This window comes from Nocardiopsis sp. NPDC006832, from assembly GCF_040635885.1.
Lineage (GTDB): Bacteria > Actinomycetota > Actinomycetes > Streptosporangiales > Streptosporangiaceae > Nocardiopsis.
In genome coordinates this window covers 1-20819 of the sequence record NZ_JBEYLC010000055.1, presented here as the reverse complement: position 1 = coordinate 20819, position 20819 = coordinate 1, and the positions used below count along the sequence as shown (strand labels likewise).

Sequence of the window (20819 nt, the reverse complement as noted above, 5' to 3'; positions counted from 1 at the left end):
TTGACTACCAGGCCGTGAGGATCCCCCACCTTGAAGCTCGTGCTATCCGATCACTCCACCATCGAAGTGACCCCCGCGATGGTCCGTTCGCTACGTGAGGCCACGCTCGTCCCGGGCACCGCGGACTCCTGGCTCCCCGGACCGGCCGCCCCCAGCACCGAGGCCGACCTCATCCGATGGGGTCTCCTCGTCAACGACTCCCGGGGCACGCCCGTCCTCACCGCGCGCGCCATGGACGTTCGGGAGCGGGTGGTGGACGGGTCGCCCGGAACGGAGGGTTCCGGTGGGGGCCGGGCCTCGATCGACCCCGAACTGGGCGTGGAGGGTGTGCGCCGTCTGGCATCGGCCCTGAACGGTGTGCCTCCCGATGGTGACGCGGGCTCCGATCCCTCGAACCAGAGCCCCTACCGCCCGCTGCTGCTGGTGCTGTACGCGCTGGGCTGGTGCGTGCTCCTGCGGATCGCGCTGCCCGGCATGTCCACCCTGCTCTCCGTCCTGGTCTGTGTCTTCGCGGTCCTCTCCGTGGGCGGCTCCGCCCTGTACACGCAACGACGGAACCAGGAGACGTCGGCGGAGGATCCGCGACGGATCGTCGCCGCGGCCCAAGGCGGTTACGTGGTCCCCGGGATGCTCGACGAACCGGCGGTCGCGCTCTTGGCGCGTGCCCAACGGGCGGTGGACACCGTGCTCGGTTCCCGCCTGAGCGACGAGGTGTTGCGCGACCCGATCCGGGACCGGGTGGTGCTCGGTGAGACCGAGTGGGCCCTGGCCACCGCCCTGCGCCGCCAGTCCGAGCTGCGAGGACGCATGGACGTGGCCCCCACAGCCGGTGGACGAGGACAGGAGGCCGCCGAACGCGCCGCGGACGCGCTCACCCGGGACGTCGCCCGGGTCGAGGAGCGGATCCGGCTGCTGGAACGCTACGCCGACCTGATCCGCGCGGCCGAGGCCGAGGAACGCGACCTTCGCGCGGCCAGGGAACTGGACGGCATCGCGGTGGAGGCGGTCGGCGCGCAGGCGGGCGATCCCGAACTCGAAGCCCTGGTGCGTGCCCAGGAGATGGCCATGCGCGTGGCCGAGCTCCCCGACCTCGACCGCGACTGAATCCGGGGGCCCACGGACTTCGGAGTGGCATCGGCCATCCACAGATCCCGGAACGGCGCTCCCGGCTGTCATCGGCTTCTGGCAGGCTCTAAGAGGATGCGACGGCGAGAGGGAAGGCGCGTATGACACCGGAACAATTCATCGACGCGGCCCTGTGGTTCCCGGAGACCGACGAGAGTGAACCCTTCGGCCCCGGCCCCCTCGTCTACAAGATCTCCGGGCAGAAGATGTTCGCTCTGCTCAACCCATCGGAGCCGGCGGTGGTCAACCTCAAGTGCGATCCGGAACTCGCCCTGGAGTTGCGTGCCGAGTTCTCGGCGGTCACCCCCGGTTGGCACATGAGCAAGCGACACTGGAACTCGGTGCGGCTGGACGGCGGTGTTCCCGACGACGAGTTCCTGGAGATGCTCGAACACTCCTACCGGCTGGTCGCCCGCGGTCTGCGCCGGCCCGACCGTGATCGGGTGCTCGCCGTCCTGGGCGATGAGTCGCCGACCATCGACACCCGCAACTGAGGAAGGAGGAGCGCCCGGTGTCCGAACCATCCCGGTCCACCTCCGGCGGACAGGCGGTGGTCCAGGGGGTCCTGGAACGCGTCACCTACGCCAACGAGGAGAACGGCTACACCGTCGCCAAGATCGACACCGGTCGGGGCGGTAACGATCTGCTCACCGTGGTCGGTTCCCTGCTCGGGGTCCAGCCGGGTGAGGCGCTGCGGCTGCGCGGCCGTTGGGGTTCCCATCCCCAGTACGGCCGCCAGTTCCACGTCGACGACTACACCACCGTGCTGCCCGCCACCGTTCAGGGCATCCGCCGCTACCTGGGTTCGGGGTTGATCAAGGGCATCGGCCCGAAGATGGCCGAACGCATCGTCGAGCACTTCGGTACCGACGCCCTCGACGTCATCGAGGAGGAACCGAAACGGCTCATCGAGGTGCCGGGCCTGGGCCCCAAGCGCACCAGGCTCATCGCCGACGCTTGGGAGGAACAGAAGGCCATCAAGGAGGTCATGGTCTTCCTGCAGGGCGTGAACGTCACCACCTCGCTCGCGGTGCGCATCTACAAGAAGTACGGGGACGCCTCCATCGAGGTGGTGCAGAAGGAGCCCTACCGATTGGCCTCCGACGTGTGGGGGATCGGCTTCAAGACCGCCGACACCATCGCCCAGGCCGTGGGCATCCCGCACGACAGCCCGGAACGGGTCATGGCCGGCATCCAGTTCACCCTGTCGGAATCGAGCAACGACGGGCACTGCTTCCTGCCGGAGGAACGACTCATCTCCGCCGCGGTGAAGATCCTCCAGGTGGAGACCGGACTGGTCATCGAGTGCGTGGCCCGGTTGGTGGCCGATGAGGGGGTGGCCCGCGAGACCGTGCCCGGCCCCGAGGGCGAACCCGTCCGCGCCGTCTACCTGCTGCCCTTCCACCGCGCCGAGATGGGTCTGGCCGCCGGGCTGCGCACGCTGTTGGCGGGCCCCGAGGAGCGCATGCCGGCCTTCACCGACGTGGACTGGCCGGTGGCGTTGGACTGGCTCGATCGGCGTACCGGCGCCTCCCTCGCGGAGGCCCAGCGCGAAGCGGTCAAGGAGGCGCTTTCGCGGAAGGTGTGCGTGCTCACCGGTGGCCCCGGCTGCGGCAAGTCCTTCACCGTCTCCTCCATCGTCACCATGGCGATGGCCAAGAACGCCAAGATCATCCTGGCCGCACCCACCGGGCGCGCGGCCAAGCGCCTCACCGAACTCACCGGACACGAGGCCGCCACCGTGCACCGTCTGTTGGAATTGCGCCCCGGTGGAGAGGCGGCGCACGACCGCGACAACCCCCTCGACTGCGACATGCTCGTGGTGGACGAGGCCTCGATGCTGGACCTCATCCTGGCGAACAAGCTGGTCAAAGCGGTCCCGCCCGGGGCACACCTGTTGTTCGTCGGCGACGTCGATCAGCTGCCCTCGGTCGGTGCCGGCCAGGTCCTGCGGGACCTGTTGGATGAGGGGTCGCCGATCCCCAACGTGCGCCTGACCCACGTGTTCCGCCAGGCACAGCAGTCCGGCGTGGTCACCAACGCGCACCGCGTCAACCAGGGCGAACCACCGCACTTCCAGGGGATGGACGACTTCTTCCTCTTCCCCTGTGAGGACGCCGACTCCGCCGCCGAGATGACCGTCGACGTGGTGGCGCGCCGCATCCCGCGCCGGTTCGGGCTCGACCCGCTCCGCGACGTGCAGGTCCTGGCCCCCATGAAGGGCGGACCGGCCGGCGCCACCAACCTCAACACCGCCCTGCAACAGGCGCTGACCCCCTCCGGGGACCGTGTGCCGGAACGTCGCTTCGGCGGCCGGATCTTCCGGGTCGGCGACAAGGTCACCCAGATCCGCAACAACTATGAGAAGGGGCGCAACGGCGTCTTCAACGGAACCCTCGGAGTGGTCGCCGGCCTGGACTCCGTCGCCCAGGAGATGACGGTGCGCACCGACGAGGACGAGGAGATCACCTACGACTTCGCCGAACTCGATGAGCTCGCGCACGCCTACGCCATCACCGTGCACCGCTCCCAGGGCAGCGAGTACCCGGCGGTGGTCGTCCCCGTCACCACCAGCGCGTGGATGATGTTGCAGCGCAACCTGCTCTACACCGGCATCACCCGCGCCAAGAGGCTGGTGGTGCTGGTGGGCTCCCGCCGGGCCCTGGCCCAAGCGGTCCGCAACGCCTCCTCCGGCCGTCGGCACACCGGGCTGGCCCATCGACTGCGTAGCGGTAACGGCACCGAATCGGTGTTCTGAACAACCCATTCCGTGTCGAAAGTCCGGTTCGGGACGTGAAAAGGACCAGAACATTCGCCGAAATCGCCCCACGGGGTGCTTCGGCTGCATAGGCTCTCGCACGGCCGACCCCGTCGAAGGGAACCCGTTCCCGTAGGTGGGCCGCCGGACCATCGCCCAGGCGGACGCTCTGTTCACTCCCCCCGGAGAGCGTCGCCGAACCGGGTGCCGGCCCTTGGGTGGGCCGGCACCCGGCCCGACGGCCGGTGGCGCCCGCGATGGACGGTCTCCGGTCGCATCACCGTCCCCTAGGCTGGGTCGATGTGCGAGACGAACTGATCGTGGTGGGCGCCGCCGTCATCCGTGACGGACGGGTCCTGGCGGCCCAGCGGGCCGCACCCGCCGCCACCCGTGGCCGTTGGGAGTTCCCCGGTGGCAAGACCGAACCGGGGGAGGACCCCGCCGAGGCGGTCGTTCGCGAGTGCCGGGAGGAACTCGACGTCACGATCCGGGCCGGCGACCGGATCGGCCCCGACGTCCCCCTCCAAGCGATCTCCGAACGCCTGGGCCGTCCCACGACACTGCGGCTGTTCAGGGCCGAACTCCTGGTGGGCGAACCCCGTCCCCTGGAGCACCTCGCACTGAAATGGGTCGATCCGTCGCGGCTACACGAACTCGACTGGTTGCCCGCCGACCGCCCCTTCCTGGATCCCCTCGGGAGGATCCTGGAAGCGGACTCACAACCCGCCTGACCTCCGTGCACGGCGCATGCGAATCGTCCCCGACAAGGCCCGGAACGTCGCCCGAAAGGGACTTTTCGACCCCCTTGAAGGGGCCTTCCCCGGTGACGAAGGTAACCGGTGCGACCTGTACGTTTCCCGCTCAGCCCACTATGACCGCATAAACTGGCGACGGGCCGTGGCACCCTGCGGTCTCTACCCAGTACAGGAAAAAGAGTCTCAAGCATGTCCAGTGCCACGCCCTTGGAGGGCTCCGCCCGCCGTACCGACCTGCGCAACGTGGCCATCGTGGCCCACGTCGACCACGGGAAGACGACCCTCGTCGACTCGATGCTCTGGCAAGCGGGAGTCTTCCGTGAGAACCAGGACGTCGACGCGCGGGTCATGGACTCCGACGACCTGGAGCGCGAGAAGGGCATCACCATTCTCGCGAAGAACACCGCGGTGCACTACACCACGCCCGAGGGCGAGGACGTGGTCATCAACATCATCGACACCCCCGGTCACGCCGACTTCGGCGGCGAGGTCGAGCGTGGTCTGTCGATGGTCGACGGTGTCGTCCTGCTCGTCGACGCCAGCGAGGGCCCCCTCCCGCAGACCCGCTTCGTGCTCCGCAAGGCCCTCCAGGCCAAGCTCCCCGTCATCCTCGTGATCAACAAGGTGGACCGGCCCGACAGCCGGATCGCCGAGGTCGTGGACGACACCTACGAGCTGTTCATGGACCTGGACGCCGACGAGTCGCAGATCGAGTTCCCGATCGTCTACACCTGCGCGCGTGATGGCAAGGCCTCCCTGGAGCGCCCGGCCAACGGCGGGATGCCCGACAACGACAGCATGGTGCCGCTGTTCAGCACCATCCTGGAGACCATCCCGGCCCCCGAGTACGTCCCGGGCGCACCGCTGCAGGCCCACGTCACCAACCTCGACGCCTCCCCGTTCCTGGGCCGTCTCGCCCTGGTCCGTGTCCAGCAGGGAGAACTCCGCAAGGGCCAGCAGGTCGCGTGGATCCGCACCGACGGCAGCGTCAAGCAGGTGAAGATCACCGAGCTGCTCATGACCGAGGGGCTGGAGCGCAAGCCCGCGGAGATGGCGGGCCCCGGTGACATCGCCGCCATCGCCGGTATCGACGAGATCATGATCGGTGAGACCCTCGCCGACCCGGAGAACCCGGTCGCGCTGCCGCTGATCCAGGTGGACGAGCCCGCCATCTCCATGACCATCGGCACCAACACCTCGCCGCTGGTCGGCAGGGTCAAGGGCGCCAAGGTCACCGCCCGCCTGGTCAAGGACCGTCTGGACAAGGAGCTCGTCGGCAACGTCTCCCTTCGGGTCCTGCCCACCGAGCGTCCCGACGCCTGGGAGGTGCAGGGTCGTGGTGAGCTCGCGCTGGCCATCCTGGTCGAGCAGATGCGTCGTGAGGGCTACGAGCTCACCGTCGGCAAGCCGCAGGTGGTCACCAAGAGCATCGACGGCAAGCTGCACGAGCCCGTCGAGCGTCTGACCGTGGACGCGCCCGAGGACTACATGGGCGCGATCACCCAGCTGCTCAGCGTCCGTAAGGGCCGTATGGAGAACATGGTCAACCACGGCACCGGCTGGGTGCGCATGGACTGGCTGGTGCCCTCCCGCGGCCTCATCGGCTTCCGCACCGAGTTCCTCACCGAGACCCGCGGCACCGGTATCGCCCACCACGTGTTCGACAAGTTCGAGCCGTGGTTCGGCGACCTGCGCACCCGCCCCAACGGTTCCCTGGTCGCCGACCGGGCCGGCGCGGCCGTCGCCTTCGCGATGTTCAACCTGCAGGAGCGCGGTGTCCTGTTCGTCGAGCCGACCACCGAGGTGTACGAGGGCATGATCGTCGGCGAGAACTCACGCGCCGACGACATGGACGTCAACATCACCAAGGAGAAGAAGCTCACCAACATGCGCTCGGCCACCGGTGACGAGCTGGTCAAGCTGGTGCCGCCGCGCAAGCTCTCCCTGGAGCAGGCGCTGGAGTTCTGCCGCGAGGACGAGTGCGTCGAGGTGACCCCCGAGCACGTGCGCATCCGCAAGGTGATCCTGGACCAGAAGGAGCGCGGTCGCATCACCGCCAACAAGAAGCGTCGCGACGGCTGAGGACCCCGGTCCCGGACATGGTTCCGTGACCTGGAGGCTTTATCGGGCGGGCGGGGCTCCTGTGCCCCGCCCGCCTCGCGTTTTCCACGAGTCCCACCCGGGTAGATGACCAGGACATGAAACCCGAGCCCTCGTGTCCACGATGCGGGCGCGGTGTGCAACCCCCGGGGTTGTGGACCAGCGCCTGGCAATGTGACGCCCACGGTCCGGTGGCGCCGCTCCAAGCGGTACGCCCCCCGGGCCCCGCCACGCTTGAGGCCGTCCTCCCGCAGGCCCAGGTTCCCGTGTGGATCCCATGGCCGTTGCCCGGAGGCTGGGTGGTCACCGGTTTCGCCGACGTCGGCGACGAACGCACCGGTGCGCTCGCCACCGCCGTGGCCATGTCCGGACCGAACCCGCTCGGCGGGATCGGCGAACTCGTCGTCGTCGCGGAGGATCCGGGTATCGGCCTGGGCGCCCGCCTGGCCGGGCTGGAGGGCGCCGACCCGGGCGTCGGCTTCGACAAGGGTCCGCCCGACGCCAAGGTGCGTTACGACGGCCACGAGATGGCGCTGTGGAACCTGGACGTGGGGCGCGATCGCGCGGCCTACGCCGGTGAGGCGCTCGCCCACTGGCTGTGGGTGGTGTTCGCCTCCGCCGACACCGGGATGCTCATGGGGGAGATCAGCGCCCTGCGCGACCTCCGGGACCTGTGGGACGGTGGCATCGCCTTCGAACCCCCGTTCGGGGCGCCGAGCCCGTTCCTGGAGCACATGCTCGCCCACCGGGACGCGTCGGCCTGACCGGGAAGGCACATCGACCCGGCCCGAGCGCGCGACCGGCGCGGTGACCGCGCGATTTACGTACAATCGCCCGGTGACACGTATCGACCTGCATTCACACAGCTCGGTGTCCGACGGCACCGATACCCCCGCCGAGGTCATCGCGTACGCGGTCGACGCCGGCCTGGACGTCCTCGCCCTGACCGACCACGACACGGTCGGTGGCCTTGAGGAGGCCGCACGGCATCTGCCCCCCGGGTTCACCCTGGTCCCCGGGATGGAACTGTCCTGCGCCTACCAGGGGTCCAGCGTCCACTTGGTCTGCTACCTCTTCGACCCGCGATCCCCGGGGCTGGCGGAGGAACTCCGCCGGGTACGCCACGACCGGGCCACCCGGGCCGAGGAGATGGTGGAGAAACTTCAGCGGAACGGCGTGGACGTGACCTGGGAGCGGGTGTTGGAGATCGCCGGCGCCGGGCACCCCGAACACGCCGACGCCAACACGATCGGCCGCCCGCACCTGGCCCGCGCGGTGGTGGAGGCGGGCGCGGCCAAGAACGTGCAGGACGCCTTCGATCGGTGGATCGGCTCCGGCGGTCCCGCCTACGTCTCCCGGTACGCGATCGATCCGGTCCGCGCGGTGCGACTGGTCCGTGAGGCGGGCGGGGTGTGTTCCCTGGCCCACCCGGCCCGGGCGGAGGGCGCCATGAACGGGTCGGTCCCGGTCGAGTTGGCCGAACGCATGGTGGCCGTCGGACTCGGTGCAGTCGAGGCCGATCACCCCGCGCACAACCGACCGCAGACCAAGGAGTGGCGGGGGATCGCCGCGGATCTGGGCATCGTGGTGACCGGGTCCAGCGACGACCACGGCGCTCTGACCGGACATCGGCTCGGCGCCAGGACCACGGCGCCGGAGGCGTTCGAGGAGCTCATCGCGCCGGCGACCGGGGCGCGGCTCCTGAAGGGCTGAGGAACCACCGGGCGGAACGGTCACCGCGCGCGTCGAGTTCGGTACGGTACGGACCACTGCGTGAGAGCGCGACAATGGTCACAGCGTTGAATCAGCACATATCTGGACGAAGGGTCTGACACCGTGTTCTGGAAGCGGAAGTCGAAGAAGCAGGAAGGCCAGGAGGCCACCGATTCCGCTGCGGAGGTCGCGGAGGACACCAAGGAGGAGACCGACGACGCGGTCGAGTCCGAGGGCAAGGGCGCGGAGAGCGAGACCGCGGCCGAGGAGTCCGCCTCCGAGAAGACGGAGGAGACCGAGGCGGCCGAGGAGGAGGGTGCGGAGGAGACCGAGTCCGACACCGAGTCCGACGTGGACGATGCGGAGAAGGACGACTCCGAGACGGATGAGTCCGATTCTGCCAAGGACTCCGACAAGGACTCCGACACGGCCGACGAGGCCGAGGAGAGCGACGTCTTCGCGGGCCCGGATGACGAGGAACAGCAGGTCGGGGTCACCGGCCCCGACGGTGAGGGCATCACCCGCGTGCGCACGGCCGGCGTCTTCGAGTTCGGCGACGAGAAGTTCGACGTCGTCAGCAACACCTGGATCGTCGAGGCCGACAAGGACGGCGTCATCGTCATCGACCCCGCCCACGACGCGGAGGCGATCCTGAAGGCCATCGGTGACCGCGAGGTCTACCTCGTGGCCTGCACCAACGGCTACAGCCCGCACATCGGCGCGGCCCTGGCCATCGCCGAGGAGACCGAGGCGGACATCGCCCTGCACCCCCGCGAGATGCGTGCCTGGCGCCGCGTCCACGGCGCGGAGCACCGCCCGGAGATCGAGGTGGAGGGCGGCGGCGCCCTGGACGTCGCGGACCTGCACATCGACGTCCTGCCCCTGCCCGGGACCTCACCCGGTTCCATCGGCTTCTACATCAGCGGGCTCGGCGTCGTGTTCGGTGGTGACACGCTTCGTGAGGGCGGTCCCGGCATGGTCGGCGACACCCACCTGGACTACACCACACAGCTCGCCACCATCGGTGAGAACCTGCTGACGCTGCCGCCGGAAACCCGGATCCTCCCGGACCGCGGTCCCGCCACCACCGTGGAGCGGGAGAACAAGAACTTCGACTCCTGGGTCTGATCCCGACCGTCGAAACGACACGTGCCGTCGCCCGCTCGGGCGACGGCACGTCGTGTTCGTGGGCCCGGTCCCCGACAGGAGGGGCACCCGGGCGGACGGGGGTCAGCGTCGGCCGACCGACTCGGTCTCGTTCCAGAAGGCGGTCAGCGCGCTCGCCGTGGTCTCTGGGGCCTCCACGTTGGGGGAGTGGCCCGCACCAGGGACCACGATGCGTCGGGCGTGGAGTCGTTCGGCCATGTCGTTCTGCTCGGAGGTGGGCCAGGCGTCGTCGTTCTCGCCGTAGACGACGAGTTTGGGCACGTCCACCTCGGCGAGCTCGGCCACGCGGTCGGGGGCGCTCAACAGGTCCTCGGCCATGCGTATGAGCCCCAGGGCGCTGCTGTACAGCAGGCGATCACGGAGGAAGTCGACCACTTCGGGCTTGGGGGAACGCGCACGTGCCTCGGCCTCGAACACCTCGTCCCACAGTTCGCGCAGGCGAGCGCTGGTGGGGTCCATCGACACCGCGGCGATGAGGTTGCGGGCTCGGACGGCGGCGGCGCCGCTCAGGGCGCCGGGACCGGAGCACAACAGGGTGAGGGAGGCCAAGGGGGAACCCTCGAACAAAGCCGTCTCACGGGACACCAGGCCGCCGAAGGAGTGCCCCACCAGATGTACGGGGCCGCCATCGCCGACCTGGTCCATGACCTCGGCGACCACCTCTCCCAGAGAGGAGAGACGGTAGTCGGGAAGCCTCACCCCGGGCGGAGGGGTGAGGGTCTCGGGGCCCGGCGACCGGTAGGTGCCGGGCAGATCGATCGCGACCACCTCCCGCCCGGCCTGCGCCAGGCTTTGGAGGAGGGCGATGAAATCCTCCTTGCTGCCGGTGAAACCGTGCACCAGGACAGCGGGGGCCAGTTCTGTGCCGCCGGAGGTGGGCAGAGCCCGGAGCGCGGACAGCGGACCATACGTCAGTCGTAGGTCCGTGCGCCGCACACCCGGCGGCAGATCAAGGAACTCAGGTGTACTCACGTCGGGTCACCCTAGACGATGCCGACGGCGTCACGGGCGGCCCCGACACACATCAGGTGTTCTCGGGGTCCCGAGCGGCGGCTCCACCGCGGGTACGGCGACGGCGACGGATCCGACGGGCACCGTCTCCCTCACCGGAACGCTCGGAGGCGCCGGAGGGGCGTTCGGCGGCCGCCGAGACGGTCGGCTTCTGCTCCGGAGCCGCACCGGCGACGGTCTCCCCGTTGCGGGTGCGCTTGCGGCCGCGGTTGCGTCCGCCACGGCGTCCGCCCTGCTCACCGCCACCGGTCTCGGTACGACCGGCGTCGCTACGACCACGGCCACGGCCACGAGCCTGGCGACCACCGCGGTCGCCACCGCGCGGCTGACCGGTGTCGCCGATGTCCTCGACCTCTTCGGCCTCCAGCCCGGCGTGTTCACCGCGCTTGTCGACGGCCAGCTTGCCCTTGGTCCCCTTGGGGATCCTCATGGCCTCGAAGAAGTGGGCGGAGGTGGAGTAGGTCTCCTCCGGCTCGTGGAAGTCCAGGTCGAGCGCGCCGTTGATGAGCTTCCAACGCGGCATCTCCTGCCAGTCCACGAACGTGACGGCGGTACCCGTGCGCCCGGCGCGGCCGGTGCGGCCGATGCGGTGCGTGTAGGTCTTCTCGTCGTCGGGCGTCTCGTAGTTGACCACGTGGGTCACGTCGTCGACGTCCAGACCACGGGCGGCCACGTCGGTGGCGACCAGGATGTTGATCTTGCCGTTGCGGAAGGCGCGCAGGGCGCGTTCGCGCTGACTCTGACCGAGGTCACCGTGGACGGCCGCGGCCGCGAAACCGCGCGACTTGAGGTCGCTCGCGACCCGGTCACAGGCCCTCTTGGTCTGGCAGAAGACCATGCTCTGCCCGTGGTCCTCGGCCTGCAGAAGACGCGCGAGCATCTCCGGCTTGTCCATCTGGTGGGTGCGGAACGCGTGCTGGGCGATCCGCTTGGTGATGGCGGAACCGTCGATCTCGTTGTCGTCCCCGGCACGCACGTGCGTGGGCTGCCGCAGGTAGTTGCGGGAGAGGGTGACGATCTCGCTCGGCATGGTGGCCGAGAAGAGCATGATCTGACGCTCGTCCGGGATCTTGGTGAGGATGCGCTCGATGTCGGGGAGGAAGCCCAGGTCGAGCATCTTGTCGGCCTCGTCCAGGACCACCGCGGCGACGGCGTCCAGCCGCAGGTGCTTCTGGTTCTCCAGGTCCAGCAGTCGACCGGGGGTGCCGACGACCACGTCGACGCCCTCCTTGAGGCCGTTGATCTGCGGCTCGTAGGAACGGCCACCGTAGACGGTGAGGATGCGGCCGCCACTGCGCTTGCTCGCGGTGGTCAGGTCCGCGGCGACCTGGATGGCCAGCTCGCGGGTGGGGACCACCACCAGGGCGCGTGGCCGCTTGCTGGTGCCCGGGTTCTCTTGGGCCCTCTGCAGAAGGGGAAGGCCGAAGGCGAGCGTCTTGCCGGTACCGGTACGCGCCTGCCCGATGATGTCGCTGCTGTTCAGCGCGATGGGCAGGGCCAGTTCCTGGATCGGAAAGGGTTCGACGATGCCCTCGGCTTCGAGGGCGTCGGCGAGCTCGGTGCTCACACCGAGATCGCGGAATGTCGTCGCGGGTGTAGTGGGTGTCGTTGTCTCGTCTGTACTGCTCAGGGCTCTGGCCTCCATCTAGGCGGGCCGCAGCGTCGTTCGTGGCCGCGGCGGGGTACGGTCGCGGACGGCTTTCTACCGCCGCGGAGGGCGCGGCTCATCGGGTTCCCGCATCTCTGGGGGAGCCGCGGTGGCGCTGCCGACTGGACCCGCGCGGCCCGGGACGTGCCCCGGCCGCGATATCCATCCGCTGGTTTGTCGTGTGCGGTGCGTCGCTGGGCGCTTGGCCATCGCTCCCTCACGCCGCACTGGTCGTGAGGACACGTCGTGTGTGTCCGGCGCCCGCGCTCGGGGCGCTCGCCTCCGCGGCGCCGGAGAGGTACCCGCGGGAAGGCCCGCGGTCGGGGGCGCGGCAGGCGGCGCGAAGATCACGCGCGCTGGTCATCACACAGAGTCTAGCTGTTGGCTCGCCCGGTGGACATAGCAGTTCACCGTGGCCGTGGACGGCCGAGACCGTACCCGCTCCTGGCGAGTGCAACCGTGTTCCGGCGGCGTTTAGTCCCCGGTCGGCACCCCGAGCGTGTGCCGATACCCTGACGACCATGACCAAAGGCCCTTCCGCCGACCCCGGCGTGATCGATCTCCTCGGACTTCTCGCCTACGCCGAGCTCGGCTCCTTCTTTCGTCTCGCGGCCGACGCGGGCCTGGCCCCGTCGCTGCGGACCAAGGGGGACCTCGCCGGTCTGGCCGCCGATGAACAGCGGCACTACCGGTTGCTGCGGGACCGTCTGGAGGAGCTCGGGGTCGACCCCGAGGAGGCCATGGCCCCGTTCGTGAAGCCGCTGGACGCCTGGCACGAGCGAACCGAACCGCAGAGCTGGTTGGAGAGCCTGGTCAAGGCGTACGTCGGCGACGGGATCGCCGGCGACTTCTATCTCAAGGTCGCCGAGCTCGCCGACCCCGCGACGCGGGAGCTGGTCGAGGACGTGCTCGCCGAGACCGGTCGGGCCGAGTTCATCGCCGAGCAGGTCCGCGCGGCGCTGGAGCTGGACCCCAAGTTGGCCGGTCGGTTGTCCCTGTGGGCCCGCAGGCTCGTGGGGGAGGCACTGAGCCAGGCGCAGACCGTGGCGGTGGAGCGGCCCGATCTCGCCGCCCTGGTGACCCGCGACGTCGAGGTCGCGGAGGACGGTTCCGGGCTGAGCGACCTCGCCGCGGTGAGTCGGATGTTCGCCACGCTCACCGAAGGGCACGCCAAGCGTTTGTCCGCGATGGGGCTGGGCCGGTAATCCCTCGCAGAACCGGCATCCGTCGACCGACCGCGTCGATGGATGCCGGTTTTGTCGTTCAATCGGGGGCTTGACCCTGCCTTGGTGGTACTTGGGCCCACTTGGTCAAGTGCGGGTAATTTCCAACACATTCATTACGATCCATTGGCGGGAAGCACATATAGTCGAGGAGGTTTCCCGTCTCCTGACCACCGCGAGTAGGTACTTCCATGCCCCGTGGGACCTCCGTGCGCCACCCGCTGGCCGGACTCACCCTTGACTTTCACCGCCTCGGCCCGCTCCAGGGCCCACTCGAACCCTGGATGTGCGCTGAGCTGGATCAGCATGCCGCACAGGTGTGCGAAGGCATTGTCTCCGGAGGTGCCGAACTCAACGCCGGCACACTCGGAACGTACCTGCACGGCTTCCTCGATGGTTGCCTCGAACGCGGCTGGGACTCCGACGACGCCGGCTATGACTGGGAGACTCTCCGAATTCTCGCGATCTGCCGCTTGGCCAAGGAGCGTGGTTTCGTCCGCTAGGTTGGTCCTATCGCAGGCGGTGTGATCTTCGACGCGGGCTTCTCGCGGCAGGCACCCTTGCCGGTTCCCCGGCGAAATGCCGAGACCGGGCGTAGGCTGAAATGTGACGGTGGCCCCAAGAGACCGTTCATGGACGGCGCGTCCAACAGGAACCAGAGCCCTGCGGAACGCAACGTGGGATCTGTGGTGTCAAGGGCCCGGTCGCGGGCCCGAACACCGTAACTGGCGGAGCGGCCTGAGCGGTCGCGAGAAAGGAATGCGAATGAGGAGCGGTCGACATGGGGCGGCGCGCCCACCCGTCGGCGTCCTGATCCAGCAGGATCGCGTCGACTTCGCGCTTTTCGTACTGATCTTCGTCGTCTCGCTCGTGTCGATGGTATTCACGGGGCCGGGGAGCATCGTCTTCTGGCTGGCTTTCCTCCCGATGATCGCCACCGTCGTTCTGGGTTTTCGACGCATCGAGCACCTCTCCCGGATGGAGCTGGACGACTCCGAATTCATGTGAGTCGAGCCGTCGAATGATCTGGACGGCGACGATCACCCCGGCGGGGAGCAGCACCGCGACACACGACGAGGGCGAGGCCACCCGGCCCCGCCCTCTTTCATGTCCTCCCGAGCCCTCCTCGGGCCCACGTCCGACGGATCGTGCGCGGCCTCGCGGTTACGGGGTGGACTCGCCGCTCTTGCCGCGCTGCCCGGACAGGCTCGTGGTCTCCTCCTTGGTCTCGGTCGCCGTGGTGGAACCGGGACGGCTCATCGCCGCGTCCCTGCCGGCCTTGTAGCTGCTCTCCTCGTTCAGCCTGCCGGTCTCGCGCTCGGCGACGTCCAGCCAGCGCGCCCAGCGCGCCTGCATCGGCTGGATGAGGCCACCACCGACACCGACGATGAGGATGCCGCCGACGGTCGCCAGCACCGCGATCAGTACCGGCATGGTGACGGCCACGGCCACGCCCATCTGGTTCAGCGCGGCGATCACACCGAGGGCCAGGATGGCCACGGCGGCGATGTTGGCGAGTACGCGGCCGTAGGACAGGCCGCTCAGGGCGTTACTGATGACATCCTTGACGGCCTTGGCGATCATGCCGGCCACCACGACGATGACCAGCGCGACGATGCCGTGCGGAATCCACGCGATCACATCGTTGAGGAGCGTGCTGACCGGGTTCGAACCGAAGACGTTGAACGCGAGCGTCAGCACGAACAGCAGTCCGACGTAGTAGATGATCTTTCCGCACAGCTCGCTTCCGGTCCAACGGCTGCGCTCGAAGTACTGACCCACACCGCCACGGTGCAAGGCCCGGTCCAGCCCGACGCTGTGGAGGCCCTTGGCGACCCCCCTGCCCACGAACCAGGCGATGATCCAGCCCAGAACGAGGATCACCAGGAATCCCAGCAGCAGCGGTACGAAACTCACTACGGCCGCCAAGGCGTCCATCAGACCCTGACCGATGTCCATACGTCTTCACCCCCGAATCGCTGGTACCGCTCGATCGACCGGTGGCCGGGGCCGAGCGGATACGGCGAAGAGAAGCGCGGTACTTCTCAGTTCCGCGATACCCGGCGACGGGAGATCGAATCTTTTGTCGAAGATTCCCCGTGGTGATTGCCCGGGCTTTGCAAGGAATTTGTAAAACCCTGAAGAAATCGGTTTCGTGAGACGAGACGACACCCGTTTGCGGTGCCGACCGCACACCATTCTGGCGGGATTTCGAGGTGAATCCGAAGAATGAGAGAGGGATGGAAGGGATGGTCCGCGAAGGTGCGGACGGAAAAAGCCCCCGGACACTCGAAGTGTCCGGGGGCCGACCTCGTGGTCGTGGGCCGCGGTCGGGCCGTCGCCGTCAGTCGTCCTCATCGGAACGGTTCAGGTCCCAGCCGCTGATCCCGCGCCAGGCCAACCTGGCCACCAGCTGCTCGGCGGCGTCCTTCGGTACCGAACCGTGGTTGTTCAGCCAGTACCTGGCGCTGGTCTCGGCCATGCCGACCAGGGCGATGCTCAACAGGTGCGCCTCCTCGTCGGAGATGCTCGTGTCCTGCCGGATCACCTCACCGATCAGCTCGGCGCAGCGCTGGAACGTGTGCTCGCTCTTCTCCCGTACCGCGGGGAGGTTGCGCAGGTCGGACTCGAAGACCAGTCGGAAGGCCTCGCCGTCCCCCGCGACGAAGTCGAAGTAGGCCTGGAAGCTGGCCGTGACCCGTTGCCGGTTGTCGTGGGTGCTCTCCAGCGCCTCACGCTGTTTCTCGACCAGTACCTCGGAGTGTTCCTCCAAAAGGGCCAGGTAGAGTTCCAGCTTCCCCGGGAAGTGCTGGTACAGGACGGGTTTGCTGACACCCGCGCGGTCCGCGATCTCGTCCATCGCCGCCGCGTGGTATCCACGGGCGACGAAGATCTCCTGCGCTGCGGACAGGAGTTGACGTCGGCGCCTGACCCGGGGCAAGCGGGTGCCCCGGGCGCGTGCGTCTGAAGGAGCTGTCACACCCACACCCTCCGAACTCGGCATGGCAGATGCGCGCCATTCACTCGGCATCTGCGTGGCTGATACCTACGGGCGCGGCCTCGGCCCCGTGTCGCGCCCCGCGGCTTTTCGCTCATCTTACTCCCGCGTAAGTTGAGTGTGGGCGGCGTGCGGCGAACTTTCACCGATGCCCGGCGACCCGGAAAACCGACATCGCAGGTGAGAAGGGCGTCGAGCGAGTCCCCAATACGTGAGACGAAGGGCCTGGAGTTCATGCGGTGGTGGCCACCGCGATCACCGAAAGAGACCTCAACGGCGCTCGTCCTCGTCCTCCCCGGCGTCGATCGACTGGTCGATCACATCCGCCTCGTTCGCCTCGATGAAGGCGTCCTGGGAGGTGTCCTCGAAAGGACGGCCCTCCTCGTCCGGACCCGCGGAGGTGCGCTGCTCGGCCGCGTCGGCCTCGGGAACGCCCACACTCGGGTCCTCGGCCTCGGCCTCGGCCTCGGGCGTCCGTCCGGTGTCTCGCTGCTCGGAAGATGCCACAGGGTCCTCCCCAACGTCGTCGACGGTACCGGCGACACTACCCGCCGCCACCGTGATCACGGGGGTACCGCGCGGAATGAACCGATGGGTCCGGTTGGTTGGGGGTGGTCAGGACGTCCCGTGGGGCGATGAGCGCCACTCGTCCCCGGGGTGGGAATGGAAAACCCCACCCGTTAGGTTGGGTATAAGTGAAAGCCGCTTCGCGCACCACCCCTCCCGCCGTGGACCCCTCGGTGCGGGTATGGGTGCGAGGCAACCCGAACAGACATGAGGAGTCACCGTGTCGCTGCCGCCGCTGGTCGAACCGGCTGCCGAGCTGACCGTGGACGAGGTGCGCCGTTACTCGCGTCACCTGATCATCCCGGACGTGGGGATGGACGGTCAGAAGCGCCTGAAGAACGCCAAGGTCCTCGTCGTCGGCGCGGGCGGCCTGGGCTCCCCCGCCCTGCTGTACCTCGCCGCCGCGGGGGTGGGAACGCTCGGCATCATCGACTTCGACGTCGTCGACGAGTCCAACCTCCAGCGCCAGGTCATCCATGGGCAGAGTGACATCGGCCGACCCAAGGCCGAGTCCGCCCGGGACAGCGTCAAGGAGGTGAACCCCGGGGTCGAGGTCATCCTGCACCAGGAGCGTCTGGAGTCGGACAACGCGCTGGACATCCTCGCCGGTTACGACCTGATCCTGGACGGCACCGACAACTTCGCCACCCGGTACCTGGTCAACGACGCCGCCGTCATCCTGAACAAGCCCTACGTGTGGGGTTCGATCTACCGCTTCGACGGTCAGGTCAGCGTCTTCTGGAACGAGTACGGGCCGCACTACCGCGACCTCTACCCCGAGCCGCCGCCGCCCGGAATGGTCCCCTCCTGCGCGGAGGGCGGCGTCCTGGGTGTGCTGTGCGCCTCCATCGGCTCGGTCATGGTCAACGAGGCCATCAAGCTGATCACCGGCATCGGTGAGCCGCTCGTGGGCCGTCTGCTCATCTTCGACGCCCTGGAGATGTCCTGGCGCGAGGTCAAGGTCCGCAAGGACCCCGAGACCGAGCCGGTCACCGAGCTCATCGACTACGAGGCGTTCTGCGGCGCGGTGTCCGAGGAGGCCACCGAGGCCGCCGTGGACTCCACCATCACCGCGCCGGAGCTCAAGGAGCTCCTCGACAACAAGCCCGACGAGATCTTCCTCGTGGACGTGCGCGAGAAGAACGAGTACGAGATCGTCAGCATCCCGGGCGCGACACTCATCCCCAAGGGCGAGTTCCTCAACGGCAAGGCCTTCGAGCAACTGCCCCAGGACAAGCGCGTCGTGCTGCACTGCAAGTCCGGTGTGCGTTCGGCCGAGGCGCTGGCCGCGGTCAAGGCCGCCGGCTTCGGTGACGCCGTGCACGTCGGCGGCGGGGTCCTGGCCTGGATCAACCAGGTCGACCCGAGCCTGCCCGCCTACTAGGTCGGGGTTCGAGGGTTCGCTCACGGGCGGTGCGGGGGACTTCCCCCGCACCGCCCGTACTCGTTCCCCGGGGAGTGACGGCCGCGGAACGGGTACAGGTCCCACACGGGTCGCGCGTCGACCACCGGCGCGCACCCCGTTGCCTGGAGGTGGCGTTATGCGTGTGAAGGGACGTTGGGCCGACTGGGCGGCGATCGCCCTCGGTTTGATGGTGGGGCTGAGCTGGGTCGCCCACGGGATGTACGGGTTCTCCGGAGGACTGTTCTTCATCCTGGGGCTGGGTGTCATCCTCGCCGCGACGATGTCGTTGACCCGCCCCGGCGCGTTGACCACCGAGATCGGCGTGATCGCAGGCGGGGCGGTGCTGTTCTCACTGCCGTGGTTGCTCGGGTTCACCCACATCCTCGGGGCCGCGCTGACCGCGTGGATCGGTGGCGGAGCCATCCTGATCCTGGGTGTCTACGGTCTGACCAAGGCCAGGGCCGCGCGCAGACGCGACCCCGAACTGGCTTGGGGCACCCACGACAACGTGGTTCCGGAGTAGCCGAATAGGCCGACCCTCCGGGTCCGGGAGCCGCTCCCCTCAGCGGGGGCGGCTCCGCGCCGTCCCAGGGGCGGCGACCGTGCCCTGCCCACGGCGCGAGACGGCCACACCGACCAGGCAGAGCGCCCCGCCGACCAGCGCGCCGGGGACGGGTGTCTCGCCCAGCAGCGCCCAGGACATGGCCACGACGAGGGTGGGCACCAGGTACGTGGTGGCGCCCAACCGGCCCGCGGGCATGCGTGACAGGGCGAAGGCCCAGGTGGTGAACGCCAGCGCGGTCGGGAACAACCCGAGGTAGACGACGGTCGCCGTGGCCCGCCAAGGCGCGACCGCGACTTCGGACGCCAGGGTCCCGATGAACGGCAGGCAGCACAGGGTGCCGACCAGGCAGGCGTAGGCGGTCACCTGAAGGGCGTCGGTGTGTCGAAGGGCCGGTTTCTGCGCGACCACGCCGATCGCGTAGCCGACCGCGGCCACCAGGCACAGCAGTACGCCCAGTGCGGAGGAACCCTCGTGTTCGGCGGTGGACAGGCCGATCACGGCCGCGCCACAGAACGCCACGAGGGTGCCCGCCACCAGGGGCCGCGGCAGCCCCTCCCCGAGCAGTCGGGCGCTGAGCAGGGCGATCAACACCGGTCCGAGGTTGACCACCAACGCCGCCGTGCCCGCGTCCACCTCCTGTTCGCCCTGGTTGAGGGCCACCATGTACACCCCGAACCAGAGCACGCCCGACCACAGGATGCCCGGCCAGGCCGCGCGCGGTGGCCGCCCCCGGCGGGTGAGGAGCACGATCGGCAGCAGGGCGAGGCAGGCGACGGCCAACCGGCCCAGGGCGAGGGAACCGGGGGAGAAGTGTTCGCCCGCCGCGCGGATGGCGACGAACGCCGAGGCCCACAGGACGACGGTGGTGCCGGCCGCGACGAGCGCGGCCCGGGAACGGGACTGATCAGAGTTTTTCGGGTGGGGCAGACCCCGGGCTTCAGCCCTGGGGATAGCTGTCTTTCCGCGAACGGGATCATTGAACAGCCCTTTGCCATACGATGGGTTACGCGACCGTCACTCCGCGCTCGATCTGCGGCATCACCTTCCAACGAGCCCGGCACGCGCTCTGGCACCCCACGCACCGTGGCCGCGTCCTGGGGGCTGTGCCGAGGAACGGCTGAAGGAGATCTCGCGCGAGGAATTTCGGCACCTGCAAGTCCCGCCTGCCGGCCCTGTGGACCAACGGCTACTTCGTGGCCACCGTCGGAGGCGCCCCGCTGGAATCGATCGAGCGGTACGTGCACAACCAGAAGAGCCGCTGAGAGGGGGTGTTCCACGGTGTTGTCGGGTCGTCGTTACCGGCTTGCTCTGACCGATGCGCAGGAGGCGATGTGCACCGAGTTCGGTGACATCTGCCGGGCGGTGTGGAACACCGCCCTGGACCAGCGCCGCCAGTACGTCGACCGCTACACCCGGGGCCGACAAGGGCCGTTCTGTGGGTACCACCTTCAGGCCGCCCAGTTGGCCGAGGCCAAGGCCGAAGAGACCTGGCTCAAGGCGGCCCCCTCGCATGTGCTCCAGCAGACCTTGAAGGACCTGGACCGGGCCTGCCGTGAGAAGGGCACCTTCAACGTGCGGTGGCGGGCCAAGCACCAGTGGAGGCCCTCGTTCCGTTTCCCCGCCGGGAACCTCATCGTGGTGGAGAAGCTGAACCGCAAGTGGTCGCGGGCCAAGTTGCCCAAACTCGGGTGGGTGCGGCTGCGCTCCTCCCGCCCCCTCGGCGGCACGATCCGCTCGGCGACCGTATCTCGCAAGGGCGGGCACTGGTTCATATCGTTCCTCGT

Annotated in this window: 21 protein-coding genes and 1 pseudogene; 15 read left to right on the top strand and 7 right to left on the bottom strand. The window is 68.7% G+C overall.

Annotated features, from left to right (window positions below):
- The first annotated feature begins 30 nt into the window (after positions 1-30).
- The 8 genes from ABZ717_RS22345 (at position 31) to ABZ717_RS22310 (ending at position 9579) form a co-directional block, all read left to right on the top strand.
- Positions 31-1104 (top strand): hypothetical protein, encoded by a 1074-nt coding sequence (locus ABZ717_RS22345; RefSeq protein WP_358513607.1) that lies wholly within the window; start codon positions 31-33, stop codon positions 1102-1104.
- Positions 1105-1226: 122 nt separating this feature from the next.
- Positions 1227-1619, top strand: a complete 393-nt coding sequence (locus ABZ717_RS22340) for an MmcQ/YjbR family DNA-binding protein (RefSeq protein WP_358513605.1) — start codon at positions 1227-1229, stop codon at positions 1617-1619.
- Positions 1620-1675: 56 nt separating this feature from the next.
- A complete protein-coding gene (locus ABZ717_RS22335) occupies positions 1676-3883 on the top strand; it encodes an ATP-dependent RecD-like DNA helicase (protein WP_358513637.1) in 2208 nt (735 codons plus the stop codon).
- Between the two features lie 302 nt (positions 3884-4185).
- Entirely contained in the window at positions 4186-4614 is a 429-nt protein-coding gene (locus tag ABZ717_RS22330; protein WP_358513603.1) for a (deoxy)nucleoside triphosphate pyrophosphohydrolase, read from the top strand.
- A 213-nt stretch (positions 4615-4827) separates the two neighbouring features.
- The gene (gene typA / locus ABZ717_RS22325) at positions 4828-6720 is read left to right on the top strand and encodes a translational GTPase TypA (RefSeq protein WP_358513601.1); all 1893 of its coding nucleotides are present in this window, start codon (positions 4828-4830) and stop codon (positions 6718-6720) included.
- 116 nt (positions 6721-6836) lie between these two features.
- Positions 6837-7502: a DUF6758 family protein gene (locus ABZ717_RS22320; protein WP_358513599.1), complete on the top strand. Its 666-nt coding sequence runs from the start codon at positions 6837-6839 to the stop codon at positions 7500-7502.
- Positions 7503-7575: 73 nt separating this feature from the next.
- Positions 7576-8451: a PHP domain-containing protein gene (locus ABZ717_RS22315; RefSeq protein WP_358513597.1), complete on the top strand. Its 876-nt coding sequence runs from the start codon at positions 7576-7578 to the stop codon at positions 8449-8451.
- Between the two features lie 123 nt (positions 8452-8574).
- Complete coding sequence (locus tag ABZ717_RS22310; RefSeq protein WP_358513595.1) at positions 8575-9579, top strand: MBL fold metallo-hydrolase; 1005 nt, start codon at positions 8575-8577, stop codon at positions 9577-9579.
- 102 nt (positions 9580-9681) lie between these two features.
- Here ABZ717_RS22310 and ABZ717_RS22305 read toward each other — a convergent pair whose 3' ends face one another.
- The 3 genes from ABZ717_RS22305 to ABZ717_RS22295 all read right to left on the bottom strand — a co-directional run bounded on the left by ABZ717_RS22305 (position 9682) and on the right by ABZ717_RS22295 (position 12641).
- On the bottom strand, positions 9682-10590 hold the full coding sequence (locus ABZ717_RS22305) for an alpha/beta hydrolase (RefSeq protein WP_358513593.1): 909 nt from the start codon (positions 10588-10590) through the stop codon (positions 9682-9684).
- 52 nt (positions 10591-10642) lie between these two features.
- Complete coding sequence (locus ABZ717_RS22300) at positions 10643-12196, bottom strand: DEAD/DEAH box helicase (protein WP_358513591.1); 1554 nt, start codon at positions 12194-12196, stop codon at positions 10643-10645.
- A 298-nt stretch (positions 12197-12494) separates the two neighbouring features.
- Positions 12495-12641 carry a hypothetical protein gene (locus ABZ717_RS22295; RefSeq protein ID WP_358513589.1) on the bottom strand — a complete coding sequence of 49 codons (147 nt, stop codon included), beginning with the start codon at positions 12639-12641 and terminating at the stop codon, positions 12495-12497.
- Between the two features lie 157 nt (positions 12642-12798).
- Between ABZ717_RS22295 and ABZ717_RS22290 the strand changes: the two genes are divergently transcribed.
- The 3 genes from ABZ717_RS22290 (at position 12799) to ABZ717_RS22280 (ending at position 14508) form a co-directional block, all read left to right on the top strand.
- A complete protein-coding gene (locus tag ABZ717_RS22290) occupies positions 12799-13482 on the top strand; it encodes a ferritin-like fold-containing protein (protein ID WP_358513587.1) in 684 nt (227 codons plus the stop codon).
- A gap of 209 nt (positions 13483-13691) precedes the next feature.
- On the top strand, positions 13692-14003 hold the full coding sequence (locus ABZ717_RS22285; RefSeq protein WP_358513585.1) for a DUF6401 family natural product biosynthesis protein: 312 nt from the start codon (positions 13692-13694) through the stop codon (positions 14001-14003).
- A 262-nt stretch (positions 14004-14265) separates the two neighbouring features.
- Positions 14266-14508, top strand: coding sequence for a hypothetical protein (locus ABZ717_RS22280; RefSeq protein ID WP_358513583.1), 243 nt, complete (start codon positions 14266-14268; stop codon positions 14506-14508).
- A 156-nt stretch (positions 14509-14664) separates the two neighbouring features.
- Here ABZ717_RS22280 and ABZ717_RS22275 read toward each other — a convergent pair whose 3' ends face one another.
- The 3 genes from ABZ717_RS22275 to ABZ717_RS22265 all read right to left on the bottom strand — a co-directional run bounded on the left by ABZ717_RS22275 (position 14665) and on the right by ABZ717_RS22265 (position 17005).
- Positions 14665-15459, bottom strand: coding sequence for a hypothetical protein (locus ABZ717_RS22275; RefSeq protein WP_358513581.1), 795 nt, complete (start codon positions 15457-15459; stop codon positions 14665-14667).
- Positions 15460-15844: 385 nt separating this feature from the next.
- On the bottom strand, positions 15845-16480 hold the full coding sequence (locus ABZ717_RS22270; RefSeq protein WP_358513579.1) for a TetR/AcrR family transcriptional regulator: 636 nt from the start codon (positions 16478-16480) through the stop codon (positions 15845-15847).
- A gap of 288 nt (positions 16481-16768) precedes the next feature.
- Positions 16769-17005: a hypothetical protein gene (locus tag ABZ717_RS22265; RefSeq protein WP_358513577.1), complete on the bottom strand. Its 237-nt coding sequence runs from the start codon at positions 17003-17005 to the stop codon at positions 16769-16771.
- A gap of 280 nt (positions 17006-17285) precedes the next feature.
- Here ABZ717_RS22265 and moeZ point away from each other — a divergent pair, with 280 nt between their 5' ends.
- On the top strand, positions 17286-18449 hold the full coding sequence (gene moeZ / locus ABZ717_RS22260) for an adenylyltransferase/sulfurtransferase MoeZ (RefSeq protein WP_358513575.1): 1164 nt from the start codon (positions 17286-17288) through the stop codon (positions 18447-18449).
- A gap of 157 nt (positions 18450-18606) precedes the next feature.
- Positions 18607-18993, top strand: coding sequence for a hypothetical protein (locus ABZ717_RS22255; RefSeq protein ID WP_358513573.1), 387 nt, complete (start codon positions 18607-18609; stop codon positions 18991-18993).
- 39 nt (positions 18994-19032) lie between these two features.
- On the opposite strand, the gene ABZ717_RS22250 is transcribed toward ABZ717_RS22255, so the two are convergent.
- The gene (locus ABZ717_RS22250) at positions 19033-19962 is read right to left on the bottom strand and encodes a DMT family transporter (protein ID WP_358513635.1); all 930 of its coding nucleotides are present in this window, start codon (positions 19960-19962) and stop codon (positions 19033-19035) included.
- A 196-nt stretch (positions 19963-20158) separates the two neighbouring features.
- Between ABZ717_RS22250 and ABZ717_RS22245 the strand changes: the two are divergent.
- Together ABZ717_RS22245 and ABZ717_RS22240 are read left to right on the top strand one after the other, a co-directional pair.
- A pseudogene (locus ABZ717_RS22245) lies at positions 20159-20297 on the top strand (transposase); the annotation flags it as partial.
- 16 nt (positions 20298-20313) lie between these two features.
- On the top strand, positions 20314-20819 hold a 506-nt coding region (locus tag ABZ717_RS22240; protein WP_358513571.1), incomplete at its 3' end, for a transposase.